This is a genomic window from Hallella mizrahii (assembly GCF_009695775.1).
Classification (GTDB): domain Bacteria; phylum Bacteroidota; class Bacteroidia; order Bacteroidales; family Bacteroidaceae; genus Prevotella; species Prevotella mizrahii.
Window position 1 is genome coordinate 167,196 of record NZ_VUNG01000002.1, and the last position, 17,432, is coordinate 184,627.

The window sequence follows — 17,432 nt, forward strand, 5'->3', positions numbered from 1 at the left end:
GCAATATGGCACAGATAGACGATTTCTTTATGTACGAGAACCGCGTGGAGGGCATCACCGATGCCGACTACCAGCGTGCGCAGCCTTACGTGGAGGCGGCGCAGGCTTTCGCACAGACCACCTACCAGAGCATCTACATCATCGACTACTACCGCAAGAACTTCCTCTACGTGTCGGACAATCCGCTCTTCCTTTGCGGACACACTGCCGACGAGGTACGCCAGATGGGCTACGGCTTCTACCTGAGCCACGTGCCTGAGGACGAGGTGCCGATGCTGACCGAACTGAATCGTTCCGGCTTCCGCGCCTTCTACGACGAGCCCGTGGAGAACCGCCGTCAGTGCATGATGTCCTACGACTTCCACATCACCAACGGCAATCGTCTGTTGCTCGTCAACCACAAGATTACGCCCCTTGCCATGACCACGGAAGGCCACGTTTGGCTGGCCCTCTGTACCGTCTCGCTCTCGCCCCACAAGGAGGCCGGGCACATCGAATTCTTCCAGTTCCATACGGGCGAGAAGCGCGAGTACTCACTGGAGAGCCACCGCTGGAAGATCCGCGAGACCATCACCCTGAAGCCTGAGGAAAAGCAGATTCTGACGCTCTCAGCTCAGGGCTACACCATGAAGGAGATAGCCGAGAAGATGCTCCACTCGTTCGACACCGTGAAGTTCTACCGTCGCCAGATTTTCGAGAAGCTCGACGTGCAGAACATCACCGAAGCCCTCGCCTTTGCCACCAACTACGGCCTCGTATAAGCCGTCATCCCCACAATTTTAACATATTTTGTTACCCAAATGGGTAATTTTTCATCCCTGTGATGCAGAATTACCCATTTAGGTAGTAGGTTTATTTGGTCGTTTCATTTATTTTGCGGGCAAAAAGTCGTAAAAGATATGAAAAGATTGATTCTATTTTCAATGATGTGCCTCATGGTGATAGCCTCGACAGCACAAAACATCAGTGGCAGGGTGATTGACGAGCAGGCCAAGCCGATGCCGTTTGCCAATGTTGTGCTCGTCAGCCGTTCCGACTCCGCTTATATTGCAGGAGCAGTGACTAAGGATGACGGATCTTTCTCTATTGCTACCGATAATCAAGACGGGCTACTGAAAGTGTCGAGCGTGGGTTATATAATAAGGTATATAGACGCACGACAGGGCAATATCGGTGACATCCAGATGCAGCCCGACACGCAGATGTTGGGCGAGGTGGTGGTGAAAGGGCAGATGCCGACGCATAAAATGACCACCGAAGGTGTGCTGACCACAGTGGAGAACACGCTACTGAGCAAGGCGGGAACAGCCAACGACGTGCTGCAGCAACTGCCCGGCGTGCAGAAGAAGGGCGACGGCATAGAGGTGTTCGGCAAGGGTACACCGCTCATCTACATCAACGGGCGGCAGTTACGCGACAAATCCGAACTGGACAAAATCAGTAGTGAGAGCGTCAAGAGCGTGGAACTCATTACCACCCCCGGAGCGAAGTACGACGCGCAGGTGGAGTCGGTTATCCTCATCAAGACCCGCCGCCAGCAGGGCGAGGGATGGAGCGGCGACGTGCAGAGCCACTACCGCCAGGGCTACAATCCCGACCTTGACCTCGGGCTGAACCTCAACTACCGCCACAATGGTCTCGATGTATTCGGCAGCGTGTGGTACAACGATGACCAAAACCGCCAGCGCAACCTCATCAACCTCGATGTCGTGGCCGACACGCTCTGGCACATGGCCGAACAATTCAATTCCGACACGCACCACCGCTCGTTCTACGTCTCGGCGGGCGTGAACTACGTGTTCAATGACCAGCACTCGATGGGCTTCCGCTACGATACAAAGGCGTGGCTGAAGCCCAAGATGACGGGCAGCTTCATTGCCGACGTAACTGCCGACGGAGTTTTCTACGACCACCTCGACAGCAAACTCGAACAGGAGACGACTTCTAACATGCCGCATACGCTCAACGTTTATTATAACGGACGAGTGGGCAAAACAACGATTGACTTCAACACAGATTACATTTTCCACAAAGACCGCACGTCGCAATTCACTAACGAGGTGAGTCAGGAGCGCACGAGTCGCACTGTGACCAGCACCAACGTCGTACGCAACCAACTCTGGGCATCGAAACTCGTGCTGTCGTGGCCGCTTTGGAAAGGCAACCTGCAGGCGGGTACCGAATACGACATTACCAACCGTAACGACGACTATGTGAACCCCGAGCAGGTAGTACCCACGTCACAGACGGAACAGCGCGAGAGGAACTACATCTTCTTCGCCGAGTACAGTCGCTCGCTGCCCTTCGGTCAGATGCGCTTGGGACTTCGCAACGAGAACGTCAGCACAGACTACTATCTCCGTGGCGTTCATCAGCCCGAGCAGAGCCGCTCGTATCACCATTTCTTCCCTACCGCCGCACTGATGGCCAAGGCGGGCAAAGTGCAGTTGATGGCCAACTATGCCATGAAGATTCAGCAACCCTACTATTGGATGCTGAGCAGCAACGTGGCCTACGTCAACCGTTTTACTTGGGAAAGTGGCAACCCAATGCTGCAGCCCGCCATACGCAACGAGGTGGGTCTGATGGCGATGTACAAGTGGATGCGCTTGGCCGTCGATTACAAGCATACCACCGACGAGATTGTAAATGTGGCTGAGACCGTAGCGGGCAACGAGGCCACCACCATCATCACCCGCGCCAACGTCCATCGCTCCGACGGCCTCCGTGCCATGCTCACCCTCTCGCCCCGCTTTGGCCTCTATCAGCCGTCACTCACCGTTGGCGTGATAAAGGACTGGATCAAGATTCCGTCACCAGTAGGCAATCTCAGCCCGAAGAACCCTATCGGCCTCATCCAGTCGAACAACGACTTCCAACTGTCGCCAACCCTCACCGCTTCGGCCAGCCTACAAGTGACGACCACGGGTGACCAGCAGAACATGACCGTTACAAAGCCCGGATACGTGGCCGACGTGAGTGTCACAAAGACGTTCTTCGACAACCGTCTGTCGGTGAGGATCGGTGGTCGCAACCTGTTCAACTCGCAGCAGCACATCAACATCTGCTACGGCCTTCGCTCTCTCTATCAGGAAACCCACAAAGACTCCCGCAAGTTTGAGTTATCCGTCCGCTACAACTTCAACGCCACCAACTCGAAGTACAAAGGCACGGGTGCCGGAAACGACGAGAAAAACCGCTTCTGATATGGAACCTATTCATCATTACATAGATCTCTCATGGGCCGTGGTGGGCATTTGTGAGAATCCCCACCAGCCCCTTTCGTCCTGCATCCCCAGCATCGAGGAGGATAAGGCCGCAGCCGTAGAGCATTACGTCATCGGCTACATGGCCTTCTGGCACATCGCCTTTGTGGATGAAGACCGCCTCGTACCATGCCGCGACGACACCCTGCGCAACGAGGCCCGGCAGAAGATAGACCGCTACATCGCCGACCATCCGCCCGTCGAGACCTTCCCCCGCTTCTACCTCGTTCTTCTTCGCCAACCCATCGCCCCGATGGAACCCGACGGCATGAGCCGCGTGTATCAGATGTAACATAGGCAAATGTCAGACAAATGTCAGGAAAGACATTCGTTTGTCAGGCATAAATGACAGGGCAAGTTCAACATAGAAGTGCAATCGATAGACAGGTATAACCTAAATAACCTATACCTGAAAACACCGAGGGGCCAGGAGGCGAGCAGCCCCCATAAACGATCTTGAACGGCAGAAGAGATTAGCAATGCATAAAAAAGAAAAGGAAGAACGCTTTCTCCCTAAAATCAACTATATTTGCATTGTTATGTACAAACATTTGATTTCGGAACAAAGGTACGCAATTTCCTGACTCCAGATGAAGTCGTTTATAAAAAGACTTCGTAAATTTGCACTTGCTAATTGACTCCGCCCTTCGAGGGTATAACAACAATGCTAAAAGATATAACGAGCATGAAATACAAGAAAATCACCTTTCAAAATTCCAGCCCGCTGACTTTAAAGGCCAAGATAGCCTTTTATTTAGTCGGAGTGATACTGATCGCCGCAGGTATTTTCTTTCTTGTCTGTGACCTGACACACGCTATTGTTGAGGGAAGAAAGATTGCTGTGGAATGCTTGATGATAATAGGAGGTGGAGCGGTGATAACCGGAGTGTATTTCAGAAAACGCATTCCTGAGATGGTGAAGTTTTATATCTCTTGGATAGGAATGATTGGCGCGTCTATCACCTTGATGCTCGCCCAGCATGGTACTTATAGATACGGTCCTACAACACTTCAGGTCATAGGATTCATCGGAACTATATTTTTCGGAGGCGTCGGACTTTGGATAATCTTCAACGATTGCATGTATCGCCTGAAACACAGAGAAGACGACAAAGACCAAGAGAGCGATTGACTATCAAGGCCAAGCTTCGCCATGCCTCTTCCCAGCCAATCGCTCAGGAAGCAAGGATCATCTGTCTTTTGAACTCTTCTCCAGTTTGATGAGCAGCAGTCCGATTCCAGTCCAAATCAACTCACGCACACGCACGATCAATGCCACAAAGATGCCGGCACTGGCTGTGAGGCCTAAGCTGGTAGTGGACATGAGGAAACCACCCTCGCGACCGCCCAGTTGCAAAGGGATGAAGAAAAGCAGATTGGCAAAGAGTGAGGTGAAAGCCAGGATGAGCACACAATAGATGAAGTTGACGTGGGGCATGAGGACCAGCAGAATGAAGAAGATCTCCAAAGCGGAGCAGATGCGGCACGAGAGCTCCAGGAGCACGGCACCGACGAAGTGGCGCGGCTGCTGCTTGTGCAGGGCAGCAATCTGCCGGTCGATGGTGTTGAGCTGTTCACGATGCCGCTCGACAAACGGGGTAGCCCACCGCTTGATCATGGGCAGATGGCTCAGGAAGTTCATCACTCGGTTGGCCAAGCCCTTTTGGTATCCTACCATAAAGAACCAGACACCGAGAATGCAGAAACAGATGATGGCCAGCATAATCACCGTATAGAATACGGAGAAGGGATGGACAAAAAGAAAGACGATGGCCGAGAGCAACCAAAACCAAAAGTGGCTGAAGATATGGGTCATGGCATAGAGGATCACCGACGACGAAGCACGCTCTGTGCCAATCTTCGGTGCCAACTCCATGATACGGTAAGGCTCACCGCCCATCAGTCCGCCCGGCGTGGCATAGTTGAGTGCAAAGCCCGACACCGTGATCTTGTAGAGCCACAGAAAGGAGATGCGCTTCACCGGCTTGCCGTCGGTCGACGGTTGGCTGCATACCCCCTTGATGATCAGATACCACGCCGAAGTGTTGAACACATAGAGAAACATCCACAGCGCTACGACGGCGAAAAACCAGTAGCCCGCATGTTTCAGTCCCGCCCACACTTGCGCAAAGTCAAGTTGGGTGACCATGATGATCAGTACGATGAGTCCAAAAATGAAGAAGCCGTTCTGGTATTTCTTTTTCATGCTGTCGAGAGATGTTGTATGCTATATGTGTGTTATTGTTCCTTGCCGTTGCTTTCCTGAGCTTTGGCGGCAGGAGCGGGACGGTTGCCGAGTCGCTCCTTAATGGCGTTCTCGTGCTTCTTGGGAATGGAGAAGCGCACCTTCTCACTGTCGTCCTTCTTCTCGTGATAGAGCTTAGGCAACGGGTTGGCCAGCGGTTCGTCGTAGGCACGGCGGTTGCGGAAGCCGTCGATGGCGGCGTAGATAGCGTGGCGCAAAGGCGTGGGATCGGCAACACCCTGGCCGGCGATGTCGTAGCAAGGGGAGAGATCGGGAGCCGTAGCTACCAAAGGCAGTCCTCCAAGATAGCGGACATTGTTGTCGGGATGGAGCGTCTTGAACGGTGCCAGTCCCTGATCGTGGTACATGGCAAGAATGGCATCGAAGTGATAGTAGTCGCCCTGCTGGAAGAAGAGGTCAGCCTGATAAGGGCCGAAGACGTTGACACCGGCATCAGCCAACTTCTGGATAGCCGGTACGATGGCCTCAGTCTCCTCCTTGCCCTCTGCCTTACCATCAACGGGGTTAAGGGCAAGCACGGCAATGCGGGGATTTGAGACGCGCATGTCGCGGCGCAGCGTGGTGAAGAGAATCGCCACCTGCTCGATGATGTCGTGAGAGGTGATGGCAGCAGGGACATCCTTCAGGCTGATCTCGTCAGTCATCAGAGCCATGCGCATATCTTCGTTGATGAGCAGGCTCTGCGCTTTCTTGCCCTCACCGATGCACTGCTCGATGTATTTGGCACGACGCGGGAAGTCGAAGCCACCCACATGAGCCTCGCCTTTATCGGCCGGAGCACAGACGAGCACGTCGAAGAGTCCGTCTTTGTAGTCGGTGATGACGCGGTCGAGTGCCTTCACAGCAGCCAGCGTGGCATCGGAAGAGGGAATGCCCATCTCCACCTTGATTTCCTCGTCGACGGCCGGAATGATGTTGAGCTTACCGTCCTGGGCAGCACTGGCGTCGTTGATGATGGTGAAGTTGTCTTTGATGCCCAGAGCCTTGCTATGATAGGCGGCAACCTTGGGAGAGCCATATATAATAGGAGTGCAGAACTCAAACATATCTGTCTCCTCAAAAGCTTTGAATATAAGCTCGTAGCCGATACCGTTGGTGCTGCCGTGGGTGATGGCCACGCGTATTTTGTTGTTGTTCATGGTTGTTTGGTCTTATATATTAGTCTTGAATATTTTTATGTTAGATATCATTGATCTTTGCGCTTAGCTTGCCTCATGGTATTGAGCACGGCTTCGAGGCGGCGGATTGCATTGCGCTTGGTCTTGCCCGGAGCGAACACAAAACCCTCGACGACGATATGACGGCAAACAAAGTTGCCCTGCCGCTCGGGCTGCTGCAACAGGAGCGTGCGGCTGACAAACGGGCCGCCCATGGCATCGCCCGTCATCATCCACAGGCCGCGGTAGAAGCCCCGTCCATCGGTCAGTACACTTTCGGGGACTGTGGCCATGTGCATACTGTCGGTCTCACCGAGGATGTTGCGACCCAACATATAGTCACGGGCGCCGATGAAATAGCGGGACTCGCTGTCGATAAAACCAACTGTTTGAACGTCACGTTCGATATGATTAGCTTTAGCATCAGAAGCGTTGACAGAATTCCAATCGCGATAGACCACAATGTTTTGCATCATGGTGGCTGAGTTGTTGCTCAACCAAAGGAAGTCTTTGCCCTGCTTGCTGGCAATCATGTCGGCAGGTATCCACAACTCTATGCCGAACATCTTCCGGGCGAGCTTTTCGGCCTTGACGTTCCGCTCATGGCGCAGGATGCTGAGCTGCTTCTTCATCTCTGAGCGATTGAGGAGAAAGCGCAGCCGCCGTCCTACGCTGTCGATACTGTTGCGAAGTGCCATTGCCGACGGTGCCCCGATATGCACCACGGTTTGAGGCTGTGCCCACACATTGCGCTCGCTACGGATGGAGGGACGAGTGTATGCCTCAGCATTGATGTCGACGATCACGATATTGCGCGTATAGCGGAGCGTGTTGCCGAAAGCCTTCGTGCTGACCTCCGACACATCGAAACTCGGTTCGGGTTGCGGCAAGCCCTCCACATCGACAGAGAGCACGCTGCGTACCATGCCTGCCGTGTCGCCCACCAGCAACACTTCATAGAGCTGTCCGCCGGAACGGGGCAGCAAGCCACCATTGCGACAACTCACAAGAGCAAACAGCAGCAACAATAGAGCACTTCTGAGACTCACTGCGCTATGGGCGATACGCTTCACGGAATGGTGCGGTTTCTATTTTGATTCAGCTTTCTTCTTAGCTGTGCTGAGCAGTCCACAGGCGGCAAAGATGTCCTGCCCACGGCTGGCGCGGATCGTCGTGTAGATGCCGTGCTGTGTGAGATAGTCGCGGAAGCTCTCCATCTTCTCCTCGCTGGCTCCATGCAAGGGCACGTGGGGAATCTGATGGAAGCGGATGAGGTTGACACGGCATTCAAGGCCATGGAGCAGACGCACGATGGCCTGGGCATGAGCCTTGGAATCGTTGAGTCCGCCAAAGACGATATACTCAAACGAGAGGCGACGCTGATGCGAGAAGTCGTAGTTGCGAAGCAGTTCCACGATGTCCTCAATCGCCATACCTCTCTCTGCCGGCATGAGCTCCTGGCGCTGCTCATGGAGCGGTGAGTGAAGGCTGATGGCCACATGGCACTGGCTCTCTTCGAGGAAGCGCTTGAGCTTGTCCTTGAGTCCCACACTGCTCACGGTGATGCGCTTGGGACTCCAGGCGTAACCATAGGAAGCGGTAAGGATCTCGGTGGCTCGCAGCACATTATCGAGGTTGTCCATCGGTTCTCCCTGACCCATAAACACGATGTTGGTAAGCTTGTCACGCTCGGGCAGACTGTAGATCTGATTGAGGATATCAGTGGCTGTGAGGTAGCCCTCAAAGCCCTGCTTACCCGTTTGGCAGAAGAGACAGTTCATCTTGCAGCCTACCTCACACGAAACGCAGAGTGTGGCACGATCGTCCTCGGGGATGTATACCGTCTCGACAAACTTGGTGGCTACCGGTGCCGAGTCAGCACCGGCGGTTGTGACGACGGGGAAGAGATATTTGATGGTTCCATCCTTGGAGTGCTGGGCATCAATAGGCTTGGCGCAACCAATCTGATAGTGCTCGTTGAGCTTCTCGCGGTTGGCCTTGGAGATGTTTGTCATCTCGTCGATGGAACTCACATGCTGGGTGTAGATCCATTTTGCCATCTGCCCTCCGGCGAAAGAAGGCATGCCAAGCGACACGGCCACTTGCTTGAGCTCGGGCAGTGTCATGCCAAGGAGATTTTTCTTATTCATGGTACTATTCATAGTGCAAAGATACAAACTTTTTGAGTAAAGTAGGGATTTTGTGCCATAAAATAGCTATCTTTGCATCATTAACACCTTATTATATAGGATTATGTCTATGGAATCATCGAGTTGGAAATATCATTGTGAACCACAAGTGAAGGTGGGAATCGTCAGTGGCGTGACCATTCATTTCGCGTTGAATGGCCCCTACACGGTACTGGGACACAAGGCTGTAGGCCCCCAGACGGCGATGATGATCCCCAAAGGTATTGTGTGGAATAATGAGGTATATCCCGAGCTGGTCTTCTCGCCATTGGCAGATGACGCGTCGTTCTCGCTGAGCGATGTGACCATAGGCGTAAATTTTCACTGGGAACGCAAAGAGACGCAAACATTCCTGGGCACGCTGCGTCTTATTCAGAACGGCGACAAGGTATGTGCTGTCAATGAGCTCCCAGTGGAGAAATATCTGGAAAGTGTGATCTCCAGCGAGATGAGTGCTACGTCGAGCTTGGAGCTGCTCAAGGCTCATGCGGTCATCTCGCGGTCGTGGCTGCTGGCTCAGATGGAAAAGCGAAAAAAAGTACACCTATCAGATGGGGTTAATGCACAGGAGGAAACGACAGCAGCCGAGATGGTGGAAGACAAGGATCGTATCGTGAAATGGTATGACCGCGAAGACCACACGCTGTTTGACGTCTGTGCCGATGACCATTGTCAGCGCTACCAGGGTATCACCAAGGAGACCAGCCCACACGTGGCGGAAGCCATCAGACTGACAAGAGGTGAGATTCTGACCTCCGACGGTGAGATCTGTGACGCACGCTTCTCGAAGTGTTGCGGCGGCGTAACAGAAGAATTTCAATATTGCTGGGAAAACAGCCCGAAGACTTACCTGAAAGCGGTGACTGACACGGCAGAAATGGTCAAGAGTCAGGAGGACAATAGCAGCGATGCGCTGGTTCCCGACTTGACGGTAGAGGCTGCGGCAGAGCGATGGATACGCTCCACGCCACCGGCTTTCTGCAACACGAAAGACAGAGAAGTGCTGTCGCAAGTGCTCAACGACTATGATCAGGAGACCACGGATTTCTATCGCTGGACAGTAGAATATACACAAGAGGAATTGGCTGAACTGATTCAAAGAAAGACGCGACGGGACTTAGGACGCATCCGCGACATCATTCCCTTACAGCGGGGAAAGAGCGGCAGAATCTGGCTGATGAAGGTCATCGGTGAGAACCATGACTTGATCATCGGAAAAGAGTTGGAAATACGACGCGCACTCAGCAACAGCCATCTCTATAGTTCTGCCTTTGTGGTGGACAAAGAAGGAGAGGATGCAGACGGATTTCCCAAGAGCTTTACCCTCCATGGAGCAGGATGGGGACACGGCGTGGGACTCTGTCAGATTGGTGCCGCGATGATGGGTGCCAAAGGCTATGACTATGACAGAATCTTAGCACACTATTATCCCGGTGCCTGTCTCACAAAACAATACGTTTAAAAACAGTTACGACCATTTACGACTATGCTCAATAAAACGAAAGAGAGAACACGAGCAACTTTTCAAGATCAAGAACACAGGTCGCCTTGGCTATGGGTGCCGTCGCTGTCGTTTGCCGACGGATTGCCATTGGTGACGATTATGACTCTATCGGTGATCCTCTATAAACAGCTGGGACTGAGCAATGCCGAGATCACCTTCTATACCTCGTGGCTCTATCTGCCTTGGATATTGAAACCGGTATGGAGTCCGCTCATCAATGTGGTGAAAACCAAACGCTGGTGGATCGTGCTGACAGAAGTGCTCTTGGGCGCTGCCTTCGGCGGAGTAGCCTTCACGATACCTACCTCGTTTTGGCTGCAGGGCTCTCTGTTCTTCTTTTGGGTAATCGCCTTTGCGGGTGCCAGCCACTGCATCTCTGCCGACGGCTTCTATATGCTTGGCCTTAATACCCATCAGCAGGCTACGTTCATGGGGATACGATCACTGTTTGACCGCTTGGCCACGATATTCGCCCAAGGCGTACTGGTGATGATAGCCGGAAATCTGCAAGTGGTCTTCCGAAATAGCATCTCCTACTCGTGGAGCCTGACATTCTTTGGCGTCACGGGAATGTTTCTGCTGTTGTGGCTTTGGCATAACTGTGTATTGCCGCGTCCGCGGGAAGATGCCAAGCGCCCATTTGTCAACTTCAAAACCATCGGAGACGAGTTTACGCATACCTTCCGCACGTTCTTTGCCAAGGAACAGATATGGGTAGCTCTGATGTTCATCATCTTCTTCCGCATGCCGGAGGGACTGATGGAAAAAGTGTCTGCACTCTTCCTCATCGACTCAGGACATAACGGGGGACTGGGACTCTCACCTCAGGAATATGGACTCGTACAGGGTACCGTGGGCATCATCGGCGTGTCACTGGGAGGCATCTTGGGAGGCTTCTTCGCGGGCAGAGACGGACTAAAAAAATGGATATGGCCGATGGCTCTGGCTTTCTTCCTGCCACAGATGGTCTACTTGCTACTGAGCTATGCGCTCTCTTCCAGTCTGTGGATGATCAGCCTTTGCGTGTTTGTGGAGCAATTCGGCTATGGCTTCGGACTGACTGCCTACACCCTATACCTTATATATTATAGTCGAGGAGAGTACAAAACCAGCCATTATGCATTGGCTTCCGCCATCATGTCTCTCTCGATGATGCTGCCGGGATTGGTATCCGGTGCGCTGCAGGACATGATGGGATACCGAGATTTCTTCACGCTATCACTGGTATTCAGCCTCCTCACCCTCTTAGTGGTAGGCCGACTGAAAATCGACAAAGAGTTCGGAAAAGCAGAGCAGGAACAAGAAAAGGAACAAGGACAAGAAAAGGAACAAGAGAAAGAGTTGAAAGAAGCATAAGGCTACTGAGCCATACGCCTGGCTTCTCACAGACAGAACGGAAGCTTCAAACAACGCAGTTTCCATCTTTAGCGGACACCAATATTACAAAAACAAAGATGCCGCAACCTCGCAGAATATATTTGCGGAGTTGCGGCATTATCATGTTCACCCGATGTCTATCATTATCATATCTGATGATCATGTCTATTTCACGACACCGATAATCTCTTTCACGCTCTTGCATCCATGACACTCCAACCACTGAGCCATGCCATTCTTGACTTTCACGGTGACAGCGGGATCGATGAAGTTGGCGGTACCAATCTCAATGGCTGTGGCTCCTGCCATCATAAACTCGATAGCGTCTTCTGCTGTCATGATGCCACCCAAGCCGATCACCGGTATCTGTACAGCCTTGGCCACATCATGCACCATTCTCACTGCGACAGGCTTCACTGCCGGACCGCTGAGTCCACCGGTACCGATACTCAACTTAGGACAACGGTGCTCAATGTCGATGGCCATACCCATCAGCGTGTTGATGAGCGACACACTGTCAGCGCCCTCTGCCTCGCAGGCACGGGCAATGTCAGCAATGGATGTGACATTGGGCGAGAGCTTCACGATGAGCGTCTTATGATAGACTTTACGCACTGCCTTGACCACACTGGCTGCACCCTCACAGGTAACACCGAAAGCCATTCCGCCATCCTTCACATTGGGACAAGAGATATTCAACTCGATGGCCGGAATACGCTCCAACTCATCAATACGCGATGCGCACTCGGCATAGCGCTCTGGCGAGGAACCGCTCACGTTGACGATGAAATGGGTCGGGATGTCTTTGATCTCAGGATAGATGTGCTCACAGAAATAGTCCACACCTTTGTTCTGCAGTCCCACACAATTGAGCATTCCGCTCGCCGTCTCTGCCATACGCGGGTAGTCGTTGCCCTCGCGACGCTCCAGTGTGGTGCCCTTAACAATGATACCACCGATTTCCTCTAAAGGCACTAAGTCGGAAAACTCTACACCATAGCCAAACGTGCCGCTGGCTGTCATGACTGGATTAGCTAATTTGAGATGATGAATATTGACACTTAAATCTACCATAACAACTTCTTAATATTAAACACAGGTCCTTCTTTGCATACACACAGATTGCCATCGACAGTCTTTTCCACACAGCACAGACATGCCCCAAGTCCGCAGGCCATCATATTCTCCAACGACACTTCGCAGGGGATATTCTTCTCTTTGGCGAACCTTGCCACTGCCTTCATCATCGAAGTAGGACCACACGTCTGGATAAAATCGAAATGCTCATCCTGCAAAATAGAATGATTGGTGACAAAGCCTTTCTCACCGGCAGAAGCATCTTCAGTGGTGATATATACCTTACCGATTTTTTTAAACAAATCCAGTTCTAATAAATCTTTAGCAGAACGGGCACCAAGCAGGAATACAGGCTCGCCTCCCTGACACTTGATCTCAGCACCCTGATAGAGAATAGGAGCCACGCCAACACCGCCGCCGACTAATAGCACGCGCAAACGATAATCGTCATCCGGCTTTCCATAGACTGGGGAAGCAGCCTTATCGTTCTCAACTGTAGCAGTGGCAGCAACACTCTTATCACTACGAATCGAAGACTTGATTGCAGCCAGATCACTGAAACCATGACCTAAGGGGAAGAGGCAGTCGAGATGATCGCCAGCTTTGAGCTTAGCTATGTGTTTCGTGCCTTCACCAACAGCGGCCACAAGCAGCCACAACTCATTGCGGGAGACATCTACAAAGTTAATCGAGATAGGGCGACGGAGAAAGGTAGTGGGACTGTCCTCAACGTGGATGTTGACAAACTGTCCCGGCATCATCTCCGGAAGAGGTCGCTTGGAAGTGAGCTTGAGCAGAACATGATGATCACTGATATGTTCGTTCGATGCCACTGTCAAGTCCATACAAAATTTCTTCATATAAATGGATTTAAAGGGTCTTTCTTCTTAGCAAGAGCATTGCCCACAGTGATACCGTCGGGCTTACGCTTCTCTATATTCAGGTTTACATCCTTTCTATATTCGGGGCTTTATCCTTCTATATTCGTGGCTACACCTTATTATATATAGAGGATTATATTTGGAGGAGTTGCACCTCGTGTTCCCATCGGACTCACCCCTCGCCATAATCCAACTACAAACTTACACAAAAAAAACAAGAAATCAGCATTTCTATCCCAACATTATTTCATCCGATGGCAAGAATCGCTATTCCGTTGAACGCAAAGCACAAGGCTTCGAAGCACAAAAATCCTTTCATCAAGCAAAAGCACATACCTCATGAAGCACCATGCATCGCCTCATGAGGAAATAAAAAAACTTAATCGTGGAAGAACTTAGCTACAGCGAAAGGTGGACTTTACTTCTTCGGCACAAACGACTCCCACGTCTGATCGTCATAAAAAATTCTTATCTCTGTGATCTTTCGTTGTGGTTTGTCAACATATTTCACTATCACATTTTCTGCCTGAGAAGCGGCAGAACGGGAAGATGGACTACCTTTTCCATTGTTCTGTCCAAAAAGTGAGGGCTGCTGAACTCCGGAAGCATCACCGCCTGAAGTCGGGTTCTCGATACTGTTTCCACCGTCAGACTGTGATGCATCAGATGCTGTGATACCATCAACAGTAGCGTCACCGGCAGCGGAGTTAGACTGCTGAGCATTGCCTCCGGCAGTGGGGGAGTTGCTTACATACATCGGTCCGTTGCCAAACATCAGCCAGTCGATGGAGATTTTTGGAAAGCGCTGATGGATATTATCCACGATCTGCAAGGTAGGGCGCGTCCGACCATTAAAGATTCCGCTGAGGGTACCTTCTGAGATGCCGGTGTACTGCGCGAAAATTTTTTGCGTCATGTGCTGATTTTCCATCAGCTTCTTAATTCTGTCTTTCATATCAGGAACCATAGAGATGAAAATGGGCTAAAAAGCCGCTTTTATTTATGCATTTGCAAAGTTAAATCAAAAAAATGATATTTGCAAATGTAAATAGCAAAATTTTAATCCTAAAACGATATTCAACAAATCAAATAATACGAATTTTAGAATTTAAATATTATAATCATTATTTCGCGATTTGAAAGATCAAATATCGACCACAAAACACCTATAAAGCATTGAATGAACGATTCAAGTCAACTATTTGGCTTTTATACGGCTATATCTACATATTAGATATGAAAAAGGCTCAAAAAGGGTGGCTTTGAAGATAAAATAACTTTATTTTCATGTATATCGCTTCTCTTATATCCATTTTCTATATTGATAATCAATGATTTATCCTCAAATAGAATATCTGCATACTTTTGCGTTTGTGTTCTTGAATTTATACTTGATAATTTGAATAGTCGAATAAAGGTCTTATTCAGCAATGCAAATTATTTGCATATTCGATTTTGTATATTAGATTTGAATTAAACTTTTAGAATTTCAAATTTGAAAATTGGAGATTTAAAATCAAAATAAAAGTTAATCGTAAATTTCAAGATAACCCAAACACTGTTTTTCGTCATTTTTGCGAAAATTCAGACAAGGATAGGAGTCGGTTCTGATTTTTAAATTCTCAGCAAAAAAAATTAGCCTAACTTCGTTCATTCTTAGGAAGTTAGGCTCAAAAAAAGGTGCTTTTTAAACTTTCAAAATAGAGAAAAACAGGCCTTGTTTTGGCGTTTTTCGCTACTTTTTAGTGCAAAATGAAGAAGACAAGCTCTCTCATCAACTCCTCAGAAGGGGTGTTTGGATTGTCCAACCCCTTAATTTTGGCGTCTATTTCTCCTAGTTTACCCAAAATCTGTAGCGTCTTTCTTCCCGAGTAGTTTTTCATACCTATCAGATAGTCTTTCACACCCCATGGACTTTTCATGCCCAAATATTCCGCCAAGGCATATTGGTCGTTGCGGTTAGGAGCATAATAAGCTAACATTAAATTCTGGAAGAAGTTGAAAAGAAGCGGTACCAGGCTGAAGGCGGATCCTGCTTTAGGGTTACTATTGAAATAACATATGATCTGATTCGCCTTGTAAACATTTTTATTGATGATGGCATCTCTTAGTTCAAAGGCATTAAAATCTTTGCTTACCCCTACGTTGCGCTCCACGATGTCAGGCGTGATGCGTCTGTTATCCTCCGGCAATGAGATAAGCAACTTGTCGAGTTCAGAAGTGAGTCGACTAATATCTGCTCCGATATGGTCAGCCATCATCACGGCACTTTTCTCGTCGATGGATGCTTTTTGCCGTCTGACATAGTCGTTGATATATTTTGGCAGCTGCCACTCCTTAAGTTTCTTGCTTTCAAAGATGACACCAACCTTGTCTACCGCTACTGCAAATTTCTGTCTTCTGTTCATCGTTCCATTTTTATAGCAGAAGACAAGAATTGTTTTCGGTTGCGGATGGAGAACATATTTCTCGAGTTTATCAAACGACTTGAGTCCCTGCGCCTCCTTGACGATGATCACCTTTCTTGGTGCCGTCATCGGATACTGCATGGCCAGATCTGCTATCTGTGCAGCATTAACATCAGCACCAAAGACCACAGTGAGATCAAAAGCCTGTTGCTCGGGCGTGAGAATTTGGTTTTGGAAAAAACTGCTGAGCTTGTCGATATAATAGGTCTCATCACCCATGAGTAAGTACACGGGTGCAAACTCTCCGTTTTTAAGTTGTCGCATCAGAGCGTCAAATGAAACTGAAGCTTTCTTTTCTGGCATGTTTCTGTTTCTGTTATCTGTTATTCTCGCGATAAATGACTATCTTTGCATAGTGGGAAACACAGGAGTCACCCTGCTACGGTTCCACCAAGAATAATCACTTGCAAAGATAACAAAATGATTTCAATCAACCTACCCCATGGCGATATAAAAATAGGAGGTACCCGCGAAAAGCCAATGATTCTGGACATACTGCGTCATCGTTATGTGGCACTGACGCCCGAGGAATGGGTCCGTCAGAATTTCGTACATTATTTGATTTCTGAACTTCACTATCCTTCCGGGCTGTTGGCCAACGAGGTGTCACTGTCTGTGGGCACAAAACGGCTACGTGCAGACAGCGTGCTCTATGACCGCGACATGCATCCGAGGATGATCATCGAGTATAAGGCTCCGTCAGTGAAAATCACTCCAAAGGTATTGGAGCAGGTGGCCACCTACAATCTCTTGCTGCATGTCGACTACCTGGTGATGAGCAATGGTCTGACGCACTATTGCTGCAAGATGGATTATGAGAGTAAAAAGTATGTATTCCTCCCAGAGATTCCCGTTTACGAAAATCTTTGAATCGGGATTCCATAATATGGATTACTCAAACTCTGCCCGAGTTACACAGTTACGAGCAACACAAGTAACAAAAAACCTCATGGTTGTTGACCATGAGGTTTTCTAAAGGGTTACACGGCAGCGTAGCCTTTTGTGGAGTTGTCACGCATGATATCGCGGATGTTCAACTCTTTGTATTCACCGCCTTGATGCGCAGTAGGATCCGGATGATGAGGTTTGTCCTCTTCATAACTGAAGTTTTTGTAGTTCAGTTCTGCACATCCCCATACGATGAGCGCAGCCACGATGAACACGACCAATGCTATTGCTATATTCATAGAGCGTATTGTATTATGATATGATACGAGTTATAAATCAGTTGCAAAGGTAGCAAATTT

The 17,432-nt window shown here is 49.9% G+C and carries 15 protein-coding genes and 1 pseudogene; 7 read left to right on the forward strand and 9 right to left on the reverse strand.

Translation table 11 applies throughout. From position 1 onward, the window contains the following. The first annotated feature begins 5 nt into the window (after window positions 1-5). From FYJ73_RS01650 to FYJ73_RS01665, 4 genes are all read left to right on the forward strand, one after another. Window positions 6-761, forward strand: a complete 756-nt coding sequence (locus tag FYJ73_RS01650; RefSeq protein ID WP_154532964.1) for a helix-turn-helix transcriptional regulator — start codon at window positions 6-8, stop codon at window positions 759-761. Between the two features lie 138 nt (window positions 762-899). Beyond that, window positions 900-3,206 (forward strand): outer membrane beta-barrel protein, encoded by a 2,307-nt coding sequence (locus FYJ73_RS01655; protein ID WP_154532965.1) that lies wholly within the window; start codon window positions 900-902, stop codon window positions 3,204-3,206. A 1-nt stretch (window position 3,207) separates the two neighbouring features. Next, window positions 3,208-3,558 (forward strand): hypothetical protein, encoded by a 351-nt coding sequence (locus FYJ73_RS01660; protein WP_154532966.1) that lies wholly within the window; start codon window positions 3,208-3,210, stop codon window positions 3,556-3,558. Window positions 3,559-3,951: 393 nt separating this feature from the next. Then, the gene (locus tag FYJ73_RS01665) at window positions 3,952-4,398 is read left to right on the forward strand and encodes a hypothetical protein (RefSeq protein ID WP_154532967.1); all 447 of its coding nucleotides are present in this window, start codon (window positions 3,952-3,954) and stop codon (window positions 4,396-4,398) included. A gap of 57 nt (window positions 4,399-4,455) precedes the next feature. On the opposite strand, the gene FYJ73_RS01670 is transcribed toward FYJ73_RS01665, so the two are convergent. Genes FYJ73_RS01670 through rlmN form a run of 4 tightly spaced genes read right to left on the reverse strand, consistent with a single transcriptional unit; the run spans window position 4,456 to window position 8,839 of the window. Beyond that, the gene (locus FYJ73_RS01670; RefSeq protein WP_154532968.1) at window positions 4,456-5,472 is read right to left on the reverse strand and encodes a lysylphosphatidylglycerol synthase transmembrane domain-containing protein; all 1,017 of its coding nucleotides are present in this window, start codon (window positions 5,470-5,472) and stop codon (window positions 4,456-4,458) included. Window positions 5,473-5,504: 32 nt separating this feature from the next. Then, window positions 5,505-6,671: a PdxA family dehydrogenase gene (locus tag FYJ73_RS01675; RefSeq protein ID WP_154532969.1), complete on the reverse strand. Its 1,167-nt coding sequence runs from the start codon at window positions 6,669-6,671 to the stop codon at window positions 5,505-5,507. 47 nt (window positions 6,672-6,718) lie between these two features. Continuing rightward, entirely contained in the window at window positions 6,719-7,738 is a 1,020-nt protein-coding gene (locus FYJ73_RS01680; protein ID WP_336509565.1) for a DUF4837 family protein, read from the reverse strand. Window positions 7,739-7,777: 39 nt separating this feature from the next. Next, on the reverse strand, window positions 7,778-8,839 hold the full coding sequence (rlmN, locus tag FYJ73_RS01685) for a dual-specificity RNA methyltransferase RlmN (RefSeq protein ID WP_154532970.1): 1,062 nt from the start codon (window positions 8,837-8,839) through the stop codon (window positions 7,778-7,780). 130 nt (window positions 8,840-8,969) lie between these two features. On the opposite strand from rlmN, the pseudogene FYJ73_RS01690 reads away from it, so the two are divergent. After that, window positions 8,970-10,340: pseudogene (locus FYJ73_RS01690) on the forward strand (SpoIID/LytB domain-containing protein); the annotation flags it as partial. A gap of 24 nt (window positions 10,341-10,364) precedes the next feature. Beyond that, entirely contained in the window at window positions 10,365-11,738 is a 1,374-nt protein-coding gene (locus tag FYJ73_RS01695; protein WP_235899178.1) for an MFS transporter, read from the forward strand. Between the two features lie 186 nt (window positions 11,739-11,924). On the opposite strand, the gene FYJ73_RS01700 is transcribed toward FYJ73_RS01695, so the two are convergent. The 4 genes from FYJ73_RS01700 to holA form a co-directional block, all read right to left on the reverse strand. Beyond that, window positions 11,925-12,833 (reverse strand): dihydroorotate dehydrogenase, encoded by a 909-nt coding sequence (locus FYJ73_RS01700; RefSeq protein WP_154532971.1) that lies wholly within the window; start codon window positions 12,831-12,833, stop codon window positions 11,925-11,927. Then, on the reverse strand, window positions 12,827-13,696 hold the full coding sequence (locus tag FYJ73_RS01705; protein ID WP_154532972.1) for a dihydroorotate dehydrogenase electron transfer subunit: 870 nt from the start codon (window positions 13,694-13,696) through the stop codon (window positions 12,827-12,829). Before FYJ73_RS01705 ends, FYJ73_RS01700 begins: the two co-directional genes overlap by 7 nt. Before the next feature lie 439 nt (window positions 13,697-14,135). Then, complete coding sequence (locus FYJ73_RS01710; RefSeq protein ID WP_154532973.1) at window positions 14,136-14,672, reverse strand: helix-turn-helix domain-containing protein; 537 nt, start codon at window positions 14,670-14,672, stop codon at window positions 14,136-14,138. Between the two features lie 787 nt (window positions 14,673-15,459). Next, entirely contained in the window at window positions 15,460-16,488 is a 1,029-nt protein-coding gene (holA, locus tag FYJ73_RS01715; RefSeq protein ID WP_154532974.1) for a DNA polymerase III subunit delta, read from the reverse strand. Between the two features lie 117 nt (window positions 16,489-16,605). On the opposite strand from holA, the gene FYJ73_RS01720 reads away from it, so the two are divergent. Continuing rightward, on the forward strand, window positions 16,606-17,055 hold the full coding sequence (locus tag FYJ73_RS01720; RefSeq protein WP_154532975.1) for a type I restriction enzyme HsdR N-terminal domain-containing protein: 450 nt from the start codon (window positions 16,606-16,608) through the stop codon (window positions 17,053-17,055). 110 nt (window positions 17,056-17,165) lie between these two features. On the opposite strand, the gene FYJ73_RS01725 is transcribed toward FYJ73_RS01720, so the two are convergent. Beyond that, a complete protein-coding gene (locus FYJ73_RS01725) occupies window positions 17,166-17,372 on the reverse strand; it encodes a hypothetical protein (RefSeq protein WP_154532976.1) in 207 nt (68 codons plus the stop codon). Window positions 17,373-17,432: the final 60 nt, after the last annotated feature.